Raw genomic sequence first — 14,580 nt, forward strand, 5'->3', positions numbered from 1 at the left:
AGCCATGACTTCCTCAAGGTCGCGATAGGAAACAGTGTAGCGCAAATAGAAAAGCACAGCGTGCAAATCCACATCCTTTGGGAGGTGGCAGCCTTTCAAAGAAATCATTCTGAAACTTGCCCGCGATTGATTTGAAAGCAACGAGCACCAAGGCACGCAATTTCGTCAACCTCGGTCAAAAGATTGCGACACAACCGTCCCTGCTTCTCTCAGATACCTCAAGACCAGCATCGAGATCATTCGCTCGAATTCTAACCGGCCAAGTCTTTTGCCAGCCTTTTCGCAGCTTGATCACCGGCCACATCGACTTGGTGTTTGAGTTGTTGTGCAACAACAATCATCGCCGCATGGGGGTTCTTTTCAGTGTCCAGAGGACGATACTCATTCAGCACCTTCGAAAGCTCTTGGCTTTTTACAGTGAAATCCCTGAGCTCTTTCTGGCCGGCGGTATCGTCAGGCACAACAAAGCCATCAAGCGACGCGTTGATATCGGGTGTCTTGAAATACCGCGAATCCATGCCCGGCTTTGATTTCACCGCGCTCGCCTTGATCATGGACCATGATTTCAAGTTAAGTTCTATGTCACAAGGCAACCAATCCACATCCGCGTGCGATCCGATCGTCTCGAATTCCTTGTCCTGCAATGCTTCGCGCATATAGGCGACAACTCCTTGACAAACATCCGCGCGATCTTCGAACACCTCGGGTGTCAATCCACAACTTTGCAAAGCCCGCCTGGCTTGTGCGTCGCCGTCTATGCAGGCTCCGTAGGCCAGAACACATTTGCCAAGGGTGGTATTGACCTTGATTGCCTCGCGCGCGAGGCGACGGTTCTTGGGTTGTTCCCTTGCCAAAACGAACAGCTCCCACCCTTCTTTCACCTGCTCGCGTGAATGGTGTTCGAACCAGAAACTGTTGAGGAGTTTACCGATTTTCTCAATGCTGGTCAGAACTGCAGCGCCAATATGGGTTGCGTCGGTCAACCGCGCCGCCTCTGCACCGACGCCCGCCGCGTCGGCGGCAACCTGCGCTGCGTCATGCAGGGTTCCGGCCGCCAGCACGTCGCGCTCGCCCACAACAGCCGGCTCATATGGGCTGTAAGTTCCGGCAATCGCCTTCATCTCACGGCTCCATTTGTTGAGAGATTTGCGGCGGCGGTGCAGCTTGATGCTGTCTGCAACAAGCGTTCTGATCTTGCCCAGCAGCGCCGCGCCTGGCAGCGCGGCCAGCAGGATGCCGGTTGCGCCTTTGGTAGCCTGATCAATCATCTTGATGCGCTGTTCGGTTTTCTTGACCTGCAAGGTCAATTCCTCAACCGCTAACATCGCCCGTTCATATTCTTCGGCATAGATTTTTGGATCGGTGAGCTGATCTAATCGCGTCAGATCGGCCTGTTCTTTCAGCTTTTCAAGCCATTCGTCCTCCTCGTCGATATCCGCTTCGACCGCGGCGACGAATTTGGGGTTTTTCAGCAGGGTGTCGGTCACGTCGTCGTAGAGGACCCGCACTTCGGCTTCGAGCATTTCGTTGTTCCTGGCGGGCCGTTCCTCAATCGTGTCGATCTTGTCGATCATAGAGAATAATTTTTCGTCCAGTTCCCCTTCTTCTTCTGGGGTCAAGCCAAGGGCGGCCACTTCGCGAACATCCGGCGACACCATACTTTCGAAAATCCGACCGATATTCATAAGCGCATTCATCACCGCGTCGGGTTCGACCTTGTCCGGGTCCAGCGACAGGAAGAGCTTCACGTCCTTCTGGTCAACGGGCAGCTTGAATTTGTCGATCATGCCACGGCATTTATCCATCGCAGCTTTCACATTGGCCCGGTCCTTCATGAAGCTTTCATCGGCGATTTGCTGAGACAGTTCGCGCGCTTCGCCCATGACGGCGCGCTGATCCGCCACGGTCGCCATGTTACCACTCATGCCGAAATCAGCCTGACCTCCGGCATGAAGTTCTTCTTCGAACGGGTTGGTGGCAAAGGGCGAGTCGCTGCCGTGCCCGCCCCAACCAGCCTCGATATCGCGGGCGTCTTTGTCGACACGCGATGCATCCCCCTGCAATCCAGCAGTACCCGCGAAACTTGCCGCCACGGGCAAAAGGGCCAATTCCTTGGCGAAGGTGTCCCAATCGCCCTTCTGGGCCGCAGCCACCATCTTGTCAATCATCTGGGTCGACATCCCGACTGCCTTGGCCAGCATCCCCCACGAGGCGGCCTCGTCCCGGCTGTCCTTGCCGGTATCACCCCAACCGCCATCTTCACCCTTGGTACCGCTGGCCGATATGCTTTCGCCTGCCGCGTCACACAGATCGGCGATCGACTCAACCACCAGCGCACGCGGGTCGCGCAGGGTTCCCTTGGCCTTGATCTCGGCCAGTTCGCTCAGCTTCGAGACCGCTTTCAAGCCGGCTTTTCCGGCCAGAATCCCGAACTTGGTCTTGTGTTCGCGGTTTTGTGTGTCGGCGTCGCTGGTCAGTTCCTTGGCAATGCTGTCGGCGGTCATGCCCGCCGCAAAAGCATCGGCCATCGCCCCGGCTAGTCCGATCGCCACCTCGCGATTCTTCTTCTTCTTGTCGCGCGCGCCTTCAACAGCTTCAACCGCGCCAAGAGCTGCTGCAACAGCGCATTTGCGAGCGGCGTCCTGGCGCACGTATTCCCCATAGGCCTGGGTCATCTTGGCGGCCTTGATGTTGCCCAGCTCGCGCTCCAGCTGGGCCTTGTCTGAGTCTGAGGCGGTTTCCATCTCGGTCAGAATCCGCTTTTCTTCGTCCGCCAGCCAGTCGTCGTAATCGCCTTTGCCGCCGTCTTCCTTGAATTTGTCAAACTCTGCCTGCGTTAATTGCAATTGCGTGACCTTAGCCTCGTCCTCGGCCAGTTCGGACAGAGTCATGCCGTCCTTGATCTCAAGGTCCCCATATTCCAGTTTGTTCTGTTCGACCGACACGCCGTCCAGCTCACTGCGCAGCTGAATCAACTTTTTTTCGTCTTTTTCGATCGCCATCTGCGCAACAAGGGTTTCTTCTTCCTGCGCCAACCAGTCCTTATAGCTTGTCGCGCCGTCCGGGTGGGCCTTGGCAAAGCGCGCTTCGGTCAGATCAGATTGCGTGATCTCGGGACGGTTCTCTTTGTCCATCTCTTTGATCTCGGCGATGGTTTTGCCGTCAATTTCCAGATCGTCATATTCGCCGGGCATTTCATCATATGGGACGACATCACCTTCGATCACATCCGCGCCCTTGAACTTCATGAATTCCGCAATATCATCGCGGCTGGCCTCGGTGATCGCCAGATTGGCGTAGTCGAGGGCCTGCGAACTTGCTAAATTCGCTGCCCCGATCAGTAATTTGGCGTTGCGCAGGCCCGACCCTAGCTTTGAGCCGCCCATTTCCTGCCCGTCTTCTTCCGCCATCAACCTTGTATAGATCGCGGTGGCGTTGCTGAATGCATTCAGCCCTTCGGAAAAACTGTCGGGTACCAGGTTCGAGGGAATTACCCCTTCGCGCACTAGAGGGGTCCAAAGTTCTTTTTCAATGTCGCGGTCGCTGAACAACCGCTTGCCATCTTTGCCAAGCAACTTGGCCAACTCGTTGGATTTTTCGATCAACGGTTCAAGCTTGGCATACATATCCCGGATGGCTGCTGCCGCCTCGGGCGACGAAAACGAGAACTCCTCATCGCCCTGTTTCATCTTCTTGAACTCAACCGCGCGATCGGCATAGCTATCCCATTCTGCATTCTCGATCTCGACTGGGATCTTCTTGTCGCCCACATTGGCAAGCACCTGAATGCGTTTGGGCGTTTTGATGCCCGCTTTCTTCCACGCATAATCGACCGCCGGGTTCATCCCCAGCTTTTTTGCAAGATCTTTGTCATGGGTCTTGATAACAAAGTCCATCTGCGACAGCTGCGCCTTGAGGTCGGATTTGATTTTATCAAACTCTTCCGTTTTCAACGTCGCGTCGATGAGATTCTGACGCCGTTCGAAATCATGCAGCTCATTAACCAGATCAGGGGCCAGAGTATCATTTTCACCGCAAACCTGTGTCAGCCACTCATGTTCTTTTTCAAATGCCATGATCTTTACCCCCGGTTACGACTGTTTGACTTCGGCCAGCAGGTCGGCTTCGGTTTTTTCGAGAAAATAGAGGAACCTGCGCACCGGTCGTCCGCCGTCAAAAGGGTTGGTCTTATAGAGCGCTCCAATCGAGCTTTCGTCCAGAAACCGCCTGTTGCGCCGGATCATGGCAAAGGCTTCTTCCCGTAGCCCGATCAATTTCGGCATGTCTGCGCCTTTGGCGGCGGCGATCAACTTGTTGCATTCGTCTGACAGATCCATCTTCTGGCGGATTTGTTCAGCAACGGACTTGATCGTGTTCTTGTTGTTTTCGACAAGCGCCACGACGCTTTGGGCTGTCGCATCTTCATCCTCAACGGCCTGGGCTTTGGCGACAACGGGTTTGACGTGCTCGCCGTAGAATTCCTCCATGCCCTTGAAATATGGCGTTAAACTGTCGACCAGCCGGTTCAGAATCTTCTCGAATTTCTCGTCAGGGGCTTGGTCTTTCAGATCCAGCGTGACATTGGCATCCGCGAACTCACGCGCTTCGGCCGTCAGGCGCTGAGCTTCGTCGCACAATTCGTCCCAATCTTCGACCGTGACCGCAGATTTCGCGCGACTTTTCAAAGCTTTCGACAGGGTTTCATTGCTTTCAAAACTATCCCGTGCCGCACCTTTGAGGTGCTTTTTTTCGGCCTTGATGACATTTTTGAACCCGGCCCGGGCCGCCTCGTATCGCGCCTTGGCTCTTTCTGTATTTTCTTTCTTTTCGTCAGATTCATACAGGTCCTGAATGGCTGCCTTGAGCGATCTGCTGCCATGTCCCTTTATGCTGGCAATCACAGTAGCCGGCGCGTCCTTGTCGGACAACCCTTTGAGGGCTTTTTCCGCCTGCTGGAGCAAATTGATTTCCTTGTTGATCCGGTCGACAAGATTCTTCAGTTCAATTTCGCCGTTAAACTCGTAAGTCGTGTTGTCCCCTATATCAATTGGGCTCCAGATCTTGGCAAATTCGGTATCGAATGTGCCGACATAGTCCTTGCGGTTAGCGGCGTCCTCAAGCTTTTTGATCATACGCGCGTCGATCCTGAGACCGTCGACCTTGTCGGCTATGTTACTGGTATCCAGCTTGGCCGCGAAGGCATTCAACGTGTCCTTGAATTGCTTGACATAGGCTTTGGTCAGGTCCTTGCGCGCAGAATTGAACCTGCTTTCAAAGTCTTTGTAGAGCTTGCGATAGTATTCCGCGCTTTCAACCTGAATTTTCAATTTCTTTTCAAGGGAGGTCAGGGTATCCAGACAATCCGGCAGGTTCTCCGGGTCTTTGACCTTTTCATTCGCACTGTCGAATTGATCCTGATAGAATTGCTTTCCACTCACAGTGTATTTCAAAACACCCTTATCCAGCAGAGTCTGCCATCGCTGGGCGCATTTTTCATATTCGACATATTTATCGACGTTTTTTTCTAGGTCGCCCAGATCACGCGCCATCTCTTTTTCGAAGGTTTCCAACAGCTCCAGATCGGCGCGGCCCAGTTCCTCGGACCCGGCAATCAATTGCATAACTTCAAGATTTGCGGCCAGCGGACGCAGCACTTCTTGCGGCAGGCCGGTCAGGCCGCGCCGGATCAGGGGGATAGCACGGCGAGTCTGCAATTCGCCGTGGCCAGTGGCATCGGCGCCTTCCTGTTCGATCTCGTGATCCGAGATGGCCAGATACTTGGCCAGCTTCTTCTCATGAAATTCGGCGCATTCCTTGAAAAACGCAGCCAGCAGTTTTTCACCGGCAGCCACTTCTTTTACCGCCATTTTCTGCCAGGCTAGGATCTTGTCGACATCATCCTCGAAATGGGCTTTGGCCTTCTTTACCTTTGACAGGTACACATAGTTGGGCATGGTGTCGTTGAACTTGAACAGCGCTTCGTAGGGTTTGTTCTTCTTGTCCTTGTACCTTTCCTTGTAATCGCGGTACATTTTGCGCGATGTGGCGCGCATGTCCCTCATATGCCGCGTAGTATCGACAACTTCGCGCGCCAACGCGTCCAGCCGGGCTGCACCGGATTCTTCGGCCAGCTCCTCGGTCGATTTCCGGTCTGCGACCACCTGTTCTAGGTCCTGATCCTCTTTCCCCAAAATCTCGCCTTTCGGGGCATCGGCAGACTGTTTTTCGGACAGAGCCAGCTTTTCCAACGTCTCAAGATACAGCAGACCATTGAGAACCGCTTGGGCTTCGGAATAATTTCCTCGGGCGCAGAGTTTCTCGGCCAATATTGCGGCCCGTTTCAACACGCGCTGCCCCCGGCGGGCGAATTTATCGTGATCGTCGTCCTGGTCGCCTTTTTCTGTTTTTTGGTCTTGTAGGTCGGTCAGATCGCTGCGCACGGTCTTTAGTTTCAGATCGATCGAGGCCTTGAGCGCAGCAATCTTCTTGTCGCGGAGTTTCTTGTCTTTTTGTTGATCGCGGAAATCTATCGGATGCCGCCAGGCCTTGAGCAGTTTGACTTCCTGAGTGGAAGGATCAAACGTCTCCAGCTCCTGATCGGTAAAAGTGAACAGCTCGGATTTAAATTTGGACAGGTCGGCATTCTCTTCTGTCATCCAGTAAAGCTGCGCTGCCGCCTGACCGATTTTTTTTTCCATAGACGTACCGTCGGGTCGGTCAGGCACGACAACGGATTTCAGTTTTAAGGCCGTCATCAACTTGGCTGCGAAATCGCGCGCCCGTTCGGTTTTTCTCGGGTCTATCTGTTTTTCTACGTCCTGAACTTCTGCGCCATCGGCCATTTACTTTCCCCCCAAAGGACCTCTTTAGCTGGTGCTCAAGGCCTGTTTCATCTTTTCGACCGCGCCACCCAGCGTGTCGGCCAAGCTCATTGGTACGCTCAGATCATTCCCGTCCATAATCTGAATTGCCTCGTTCGTATTCAGAAACTGGCCCATATCGTCAAACACACTTTGCGCGTCCGTTTTGGCGTCAGGCAGTTTGTCCGCATTCGCGGCTTCAAGGCCCAGAAAAGCCGCGTTCAACCGGGTATAGAGGTTATTTGAAAATCCGGTTAGGCCATTATCAGCCAGTATTTGGCAATTGGGGTCCGAAAAACCCGCTAGTTCTTTTCTCAGGGCTTCGATCTGACCATTGGCTTGGGTACAAGCCGCGTCCCAGATATCGCGCACGCGCTTGGCAACTTCTTTGCCAATTGGGCCAGGGTTAAGTCCCTCAGGTTTCTTCGGGTTGTCATCCACTCCGGCCAGTTCATTTTCGATCATCGCAAAGGCTTTGAGAGCAATCTGGTAGTCACCAGCCTCAGCCCTAGCAACGGCCTGCGCATATATCTTTTTGGACTTCCTGAACTGTGCGGCATCCCGTTTTAGGGCCGCCACCAGCATCGGTGCGATACGAGCGCGTTCCTGCTCATATTTTTTCTTGTCAGCCGAGGCCACGGGCTCCTTGGTCTCGGTTACAGTGGCTTTGCCCGTCTGAATCTGGCCAGACAGTGCTTTGAGGATTTTCAAAGCCAATTCAAAATTGCGCGCATCCGCCTCGGCCACTGCTTTTGCCCATGCTGCATCAGCTTTGCCACCGTCGATACGACCTACCTCAATCGCTTTTCTAAGGATGGGTTCGAACTTGACTGACCCGACGCGCCACTTCTTCTCGTTCAGATCTATGCGCGGTAGGGCTTCTTCGGGCTGCCTATCCGTCGAGGCAATCGATTGCATCACGCGTTTTGTGACTTTAATTGCCCCGGCAAAGTCAGTCTCTTCATCGCCGATCCGCACCGCATAGACCCAAGCGGCCCGGATCTTGGATACGTCGACGGTCGAGGTCTTCAGAAAACGCAGCACTTTGGGCTCGACTACCGATTTCAGCTGTTCCCATTTTACCTGAAGCGGATCGGGGGCTTCGGATTCGACAGTATCGTCCTCGGCATCCTCATCCACGCCATCTTGTTCAATCAGATTGCCCTGTGCATCCAGAATGCACACTTTCATGGGCAGCTTGGCCAGGGTCAGAAAGGTGCGGATCTTTTTGGCAAGCCCACCCAGCTCATCCGACAGTAGGGTCAGGTTCAGTGTCTTACTGTCAGCGTTACATGTGCCAAAGGCAACTTTTGGGGTTTCACCGGCCTTTTTCGCATTCCGGCCAAGCAAGTCCGGGGCTTTGATACGATCTAGCAGGAAAACGGTGGTATCAGATTTCTTGCCCAAACAAATGGCAAAATTGAGGTCCCGTTTTCGGGCCGCCTCAAGATGACCTTTGAGATCTTTTATAACTGTTTTGTCCAACGCCATCTCTTTGCCTCCCCCCGATCGCATGAAGGCGCGGCAGTGCCAACGGAAGACAAGACCTACGACAGCACTTGGTAACCATAACACCTGCTAACGTTCATTAATTTGAAGTTTTTGTGAGAAAAGTACACCTAATATTCAGATCTTCTCTTGGTTTTCTTTGTAAGGCTAACTTGTAAGGACGGTGAACTTTAGACAAAGCAGGGAACACCCTTGATTTTATGTTGTCTGAGCGAAGGAACCATCCCGCAGCAACCAGGTGCTTTGCCAAAGCGCTGTCATCAAACGGAATCCCAGATAAAGTCGTCATCGATAAGAGCGGAGCCAACGCAGCCGGCATTCGAGAAGTGAACAGGATTCTGAAGCGGTTTGGTTGCCAAGCCAAGGTTTGGACATTCAGGTCCAAATTTTTGAATAACATGATCGGGCAGGATCATCGGTTAATAAAACGGAGCGTTCGACATATGTGTGGGTCCAAATCCTTCGCATCCGCGTCTGCTACGTTGGATGGCATTGAAGTCGCCACTATGACCCGAAAGCAGCAACTCTCCAGCGCAGCAACCTCCGGCTTTCGGGTGTTCGTTGAGATCGTAGGATAAGTGTGCTTGGTAAGACGCTTACTCTGATCGTTCTAAAAATTTGCAACACAACCCTATGAACCGCTGGAAAGATGGTTAATCGGATCAGGAATAGGAACAAAGTTTCGAAGTCGTGAGCTTGGCTTTGACCAAGGCTTCGGCAAAGGTAACAGCACAGGCCACTCCATCGACAACGGGCAAATTGAATTCTTCCGATAGATGCGACATGAGGTCGGTCATCCCCGCGCAGCCTAACACAATGGCCTCAGCCCTATCTTCCTCGATGGCAGCGCGAATTTCGACCCGTATCTTGTCGATTGTCGCCGGATCGTTTTCCTCGAGCTTCAGAACCGGCACATCCGATGCCCGAACTCGAACGCAGCGACGATCCAGACCGTATCGCAACAAGTTGGCCTCCAGCCCTGCCAAAGACCGGGACAATGTGGTGATGACACTGAATTTTGGACTGATCATAGATGCCGCATGGTAGGCCGCTTCCCCAACACCGATGACTGGCGCCGAAGTGACGCAGCGCACGGCGTCGACCCCAGTATCGTCGAAACAGGCCACAACAATTGCATCTGCGTCCGGATGCGCGTTCACAACCTCCAGCAGTCCGGGAACGCAGGTAGAGACATCCAGATAGCCCTGTATGCTGGCGGGACCGTTTTGGGACGTGGCAGCGATAATCATGGTTTCAGGATGCGCTGCCGCCCGCGCTGCCTCTTCTATCTTTCGCGTCATGGAACTGGTAGTGTTGGGATTGACGATTAGAAGTTTCACAACATCCTCACACTTCTCCGCCCAGGTAGGCAGCTTTTATCCGCGGATCGGTCAAAAGTTCCTTGGAGTTTCCTGAAATGACCACATTTCCTGTCGTTAGCGCATAGGCGCGGTGTGAGATCGACAGCGCCATGCGCGAGTTCTGTTCGACTAGCAGCACCGACACTCCTTCGTCCCGGTTGATCGCCACTATTGAGCGGGCAATGTCCTGAACCAACTTGGGCGCGATGCCCAGCGAAGGTTCATCCAGCAGCAGTAGTCGAGGTTTGGCCATCAAGGCGCGCCCAATCACCATCATCTGCTGTTCGCCGCCCGAGAGTGTACCAGCGGACTGGCTATAGCGCTCTCTCAGACGCGGAAACCGTTCCAGAACGGAATCCAAGGTGCGGTGCACATCCGCTTTATTCGAACGGGTGAATGCCCCCATCAGCAGGTTGTCTTTGACCGTCATATAGGGAAAGACCCGCCGCCCCTCTGGCACCATCGCAATGCCTTTCGAGACTATCTCAGCCGGGTTGGTTCCTGCGATATCTTCGCCCTCGAACGCAACCGAACCGGACTTGATCTTCGCCAGCCCAGTGATCGCCCGCAGGATGGAGCTTTTGCCCGCACCATTGGCACCGATAAGGGCGACGGTTTCACCTTGCTCAAGATCAATCGACACGCCCTTCAGCGCATAGACGTGATCGTAGTAAAGCTCGACATCTTTGAATTCCAACATCTTGCTCATGGCTCAGATCCCGATCTCGTCATCGGCGCTGCCCAGATAGGCTTCGATGACCTTTTCGTTGTTCTGGATTTCCGCTGGGGTGCCCTCGGCGATCATTTCGCCGAAATTCAGCACCACGATCCGATCCGAGATCTTCATCACTGCGGGCATGTCATGTTCCACCAACAGCACCGTGACACCCCTGTCATCGCGCACCTTGCGAACCAGATTGACCATTTTCATGGTCTCGTCATGGTTCATGCCCGCAAAAGGCTCATCCAGCAACAACACCTTGGGATCGGTGGCCAAACCGATGGCGATCCCCAGCGCGCGCAAATTGCCCTGCGGCAGGTTCGAAGCCTGCTCGTTGGCGATCTCGGTCATGCCAAGGAAATCGATCAGGTCATCGGCATACTGGCCAAAACTGTCGACGTCTTCATGTGCCGTTTTCGTGCCCCAGAAATACCCGGCCAGCGAGGCACGCGCACGCAGGTGCTGAGCGACGATGACACTTTCGCGCACGGTCATTGACTTGAAAATCGTGGTTTCCTGAAAGGTACGGACCACCCCCTTGCGCGCCACCACATGCGGTTTCAGGTTCGAAATCCTCTCACCCTTGAACAGCACTTCTCCGGCGGTCGTCGGCAGAAACGACGAGATCATCTTGAACAATGTGCTCTTTCCAGCACCGTTTGGTCCAATCACCGACAGGATCTCGTTTTCATTGACGTTGAATGAGATATCGCTGTTGGCGGTCAACCCGCCGAATTTTTTGGTGACGTGGCGGACTTCCAGAAGATGGCTCATTTGTCATCTCCTTTCTTGCCCGGCAGCCGCAGGCTAAGCAGCCCGTTCGGCAGGAACAGCATCAGAATGATCAGCAGGCTGGAATAGGCCAGCAGTTGGAAGCGACCCAACTCGAACAACAGATCCCATCCAAAATACAGAACCAGTGTGCCCAACATCGGGCCAAACACATAGCCCAGACCACCGAGGAAGCAGTTCAGCATGAAGTTCACACTGTCAGCGACCTGAAAGCTGGACGGATAGACCGATTGTGCAATCGATCCGAACATGGCTCCGCCAATGCCGCCCAGAAAGGAGGAAATAGCAAAGATGATGATGCGGATATATGAGATATTCACGCCAATGGAACTGGCGAGTTCCTCGTTCTGCTGCATCGACCGGCACAGGTGGCCGAGGCGCGAATTCACCAGCCGGTACATGGCGGCAAAGGTCAGCACCATAAGCACACAGGCCGAGTAGTAGAAGGCTAACCGTGGATTCTCGAGCGTCGCGAAATCCGGGATCAGGGTAAGACCCAGGATCGACACACCCCCGGGAAGCGGGATCGAGGTAATTCCCTTGGCCCCATTGGTGACGGGCAAGGCCAGCGCGGTCAGGGTGACGACCTGCGTCAGTACCAGCGAGATCATCGCAAAGTACACACCCCGCAGCCGCAGGATAGGTAAGCCAATTAACACGGCGACCCCTGCCGCAAACAGACCCGCCAGCGGCAGAGACAACCAAAAGGACATGCCAGCCTTCGTCACAAGAATGGCCGAGACATAAGCTCCGATCAGGGCAAAAGCGCCCTGCCCGATATTGATGCGGCCGATATAGAAAGTCAGCCAGACACCGGCACTGGCAATCGAAAGCAGCGCAACCGAGGTCAGCGTATAGTAAAGGTCAGACCGCCCGGCCGCCGCGATAAAGCCGGGAACCGCAACGAAGATGGCCAGTAGGAAAAACGCCAAACCGGCCCATTGGATCGTGGAAAGTTTCGGCACAGTGTTAACCCCACGGTTTGCCCATCAAGCCCTGCGGGCGGATGGCCAGGAAAATCATCAGTGAGACGAAGATCAGCAGATAGGTGATATCGCCATATTGCGACAGAACCGCCAAACCAATGGCTTCCATGAAGCCAAGGATGATACCGCCTGCAATCGCGCCGGAAATCACGCCTGCGCCGCCGATCATTACCATCATGAAGGCTTTGATCGAGGTCGGCCCGCCCATGCCCAGATTGACGCCTGTGATGGTCACCAGCAGGCCGCCGACCAGACCAGCCAGCATCGCACCCAGGGCAAACCCGATCATAGAGTACCGGGCAACATTCACGCCCATAAGCTGGGCCGCGGTTCTGTCCTGCGCCAGCGCACGCAAGGCGCGGCCGGTTTTGGAATATTGCATGAACAGAATGAAGGTGACGATTGAGAGAATGGCCAGCACGCAGATCAGGATCCGATCATAAGGCATGATCAGCCTGAAATCCCAGTTGAAGACACCGTCGACAATCTTGGGCACGCCACGCTGTTTTTCTCCGAAGACAAGCAGGATGACCGCGTCAAACAGAAACGCCAGTCCCGCCGCCAGCAGCATTGTGCTTTCTTCGCGCGACGATCGTCGTATCACTGGCGCAAACAAGAACCGTTCGATGAGTGCGCCAAGTACTGCCAGGGTGATACAGGACGCAAGCAACGCCAGGATGAATGGCCAACCAAGCTGCCCGTAAAAGGTGTAAGTGACGAAGCCGCCGAGAACGTACATCTGTCCGTGAGCAAAATTCAGTACGTTCATCAGGGCGAAGATCAGCGTCAATCCCAAGGCGATCATCGCATATTGCGCGCCCAGATAGATGCCATTTGCTAGTATCTGTTCCATTGGAGTCCCGCGTAAGGTTCGGGTATCCCGGGCTGATCATCAGCCCGGGAGGGATTGAGGCTCGGTAGGCGATTGCCTTGGTTGGGAGTATTGCCTCAGTCGACTTCGGCGACAAAGAGTGTTTCAAACTCTCCGTCCTGGTAGACATTTACCACCAGCGGAACCGCGATCTGACGCTTTTGCCCGAACGATGTCGTGCCGACATACCGCATCTTAGCATCGCCCTTCATGAAGGGATTTGGTGCTTCGAACGTGTCCATTGTGGTCTGGAAAGCGTTCACATCGTCGATACCTGCCGGATTGGCATTTAGCGTCGCCAGAATATACTCTAGCGCATAGACCTTGGTATTCGACTCGTCGTTATATTCGCCGAACATGTCAGTGTAGCGCTTGACGAATTCCTTCATGTCATCCGATGCGATTTCAGGGGTTGAAGCGCCACCCACCGAGATGAACCCGTTGGCCAGATCACCTGCGCCTTCGCGCAAAACCGTCGCATCCTGCGCCGTCTCAGTTGAAATTATGCCCTGGAACCCAAGCTCTCGAGCCGAACGGATCAGCTGAGGGGCATTGGCCGGTGAAACACCTGACAGGACCAGAAGATCAGGTTGTGTCCGCATGACCGGCGTCAGAACTGGGGTAAAGTCCGTAGTGTCCACCTGATACGTCACATTGTCAGAGACAACTTCAAGACCCAGCGCATTGGCCGCAGCGATCCCGCCGTCACGCTGGCTCAGCGGATCAGACTCGTTGGCAGCAACAAAAGCCACCGTCTTCACGCCCTTTTCGTCCTTCAGATACTTATAAATCGCTGGACCTGACTGGTAGTTTGCAACCATGCCCAGAACCGCATTCGATGCCGGCGCTGTGTAAAGCTCTTTGGGGAAAGCATATGGAAAATACATGATCCCTTTTGCTTCGGCAACTGGGCGAACTGCGGCTGCGCCGTCATCCACGTTGGGACCAACCACATAGTGGATCCCTTCCTGCGCCATTTTTTCCATGCCAGCGATCGCACGTTTGGGGTCTTTCTGATCGTCGAATGAAACGATTTCGATATCGTAAGTGGTATCGCCAATCTGGTAACCGCCGGATTCGTTAATCCAGTCTGCCCTCGCCTCCATCGATCGCTGGTTAGAGATGCCCCAAGCCGCCGCCGGACCCGAGGTTACCCCGACAAAGCCGATCTTAAGTACGGGGTTATCCGCCCAGGCAGCCGAGCCAAGCACGGATGCGGTCAAGGCCAATGCGACCGAGGATTTAATCAGTTTTCTACGTTTCATTCTTTCCTCCCTGTGAGGTCTCGGCGCCTCTTCTGGGCGCTTGGCGAAGTAAACAATGCGACCGGTCGAATCCCGGAATGCCTCTTGGATACTGCATTGTTAACAATCTGTGTCAACACTTTTAGTAAACGTGTTTGTTGATATTGCAAACAGAAGACCGATATATTGTCAGTTAGAAGTTGTACGGTTAAGTACGATCGACATGTATTCCTGCC

The 14,580-nt window shown here is 54.1% G+C and carries 9 protein-coding genes and 1 pseudogene; 1 reads left to right on the forward strand and 9 read right to left on the reverse strand.

The features are described from left to right. Window positions 1–251: 251 nt before the first annotated feature. The 3 genes from ACR0JR_RS04975 to ACR0JR_RS04985 are packed head-to-tail and all read right to left on the reverse strand — an operon-like array spanning window position 252 to window position 8,351. Window positions 252–4,076: a hypothetical protein gene (locus ACR0JR_RS04975; RefSeq protein WP_480455276.1), complete on the reverse strand. Its 3,825-nt coding sequence runs from the start codon at window positions 4,074–4,076 to the stop codon at window positions 252–254. A 15-nt stretch (window positions 4,077–4,091) separates the two neighbouring features. Next, complete coding sequence (locus tag ACR0JR_RS04980) at window positions 4,092–6,842, reverse strand: hypothetical protein (protein WP_480455277.1); 2,751 nt, start codon at window positions 6,840–6,842, stop codon at window positions 4,092–4,094. A 24-nt stretch (window positions 6,843–6,866) separates the two neighbouring features. Beyond that, complete coding sequence (locus ACR0JR_RS04985; RefSeq protein WP_480455278.1) at window positions 6,867–8,351, reverse strand: hypothetical protein; 1,485 nt, start codon at window positions 8,349–8,351, stop codon at window positions 6,867–6,869. Window positions 8,352–8,551: 200 nt separating this feature from the next. On the opposite strand from ACR0JR_RS04985, the pseudogene ACR0JR_RS04990 reads away from it, so the two are divergent. After that, window positions 8,552–8,947: pseudogene (locus ACR0JR_RS04990) on the forward strand (DDE-type integrase/transposase/recombinase); the annotation flags it as partial. 84 nt (window positions 8,948–9,031) lie between these two features. On the opposite strand, the gene ACR0JR_RS04995 reads toward ACR0JR_RS04990, so the two are convergent. From ACR0JR_RS04995 to ACR0JR_RS05020, 6 genes are all read right to left on the reverse strand, one after another. Next, window positions 9,032–9,709 carry an aspartate/glutamate racemase family protein gene (locus ACR0JR_RS04995; protein WP_480455280.1) on the reverse strand — a complete coding sequence of 226 codons (678 nt, stop codon included), beginning with the start codon at window positions 9,707–9,709 and terminating at the stop codon, window positions 9,032–9,034. Between the two features lie 7 nt (window positions 9,710–9,716). After that, entirely contained in the window at window positions 9,717–10,439 is a 723-nt protein-coding gene (locus ACR0JR_RS05000) for an ABC transporter ATP-binding protein (protein WP_010442325.1), read from the reverse strand. A 3-nt stretch (window positions 10,440–10,442) separates the two neighbouring features. Continuing rightward, window positions 10,443–11,225: an ABC transporter ATP-binding protein gene (locus ACR0JR_RS05005; RefSeq protein WP_480455281.1), complete on the reverse strand. Its 783-nt coding sequence runs from the start codon at window positions 11,223–11,225 to the stop codon at window positions 10,443–10,445. Then, window positions 11,222–12,208, reverse strand: coding sequence for a branched-chain amino acid ABC transporter permease (locus tag ACR0JR_RS05010; RefSeq protein WP_480455283.1), 987 nt, complete (start codon window positions 12,206–12,208; stop codon window positions 11,222–11,224). The genes ACR0JR_RS05005 and ACR0JR_RS05010 overlap by 4 nt, the downstream gene beginning before the upstream one ends. Before the next feature lie 4 nt (window positions 12,209–12,212). Beyond that, window positions 12,213–13,082: a branched-chain amino acid ABC transporter permease gene (locus ACR0JR_RS05015; RefSeq protein ID WP_010442322.1), complete on the reverse strand. Its 870-nt coding sequence runs from the start codon at window positions 13,080–13,082 to the stop codon at window positions 12,213–12,215. Window positions 13,083–13,177: 95 nt separating this feature from the next. After that, on the reverse strand, window positions 13,178–14,365 hold the full coding sequence (locus ACR0JR_RS05020; RefSeq protein WP_480455284.1) for an ABC transporter substrate-binding protein: 1,188 nt from the start codon (window positions 14,363–14,365) through the stop codon (window positions 13,178–13,180). Between the last annotated feature and the right edge of the window lie 215 nt (window positions 14,366–14,580).

This window comes from Ruegeria sp. AA3, from assembly GCF_056542905.1.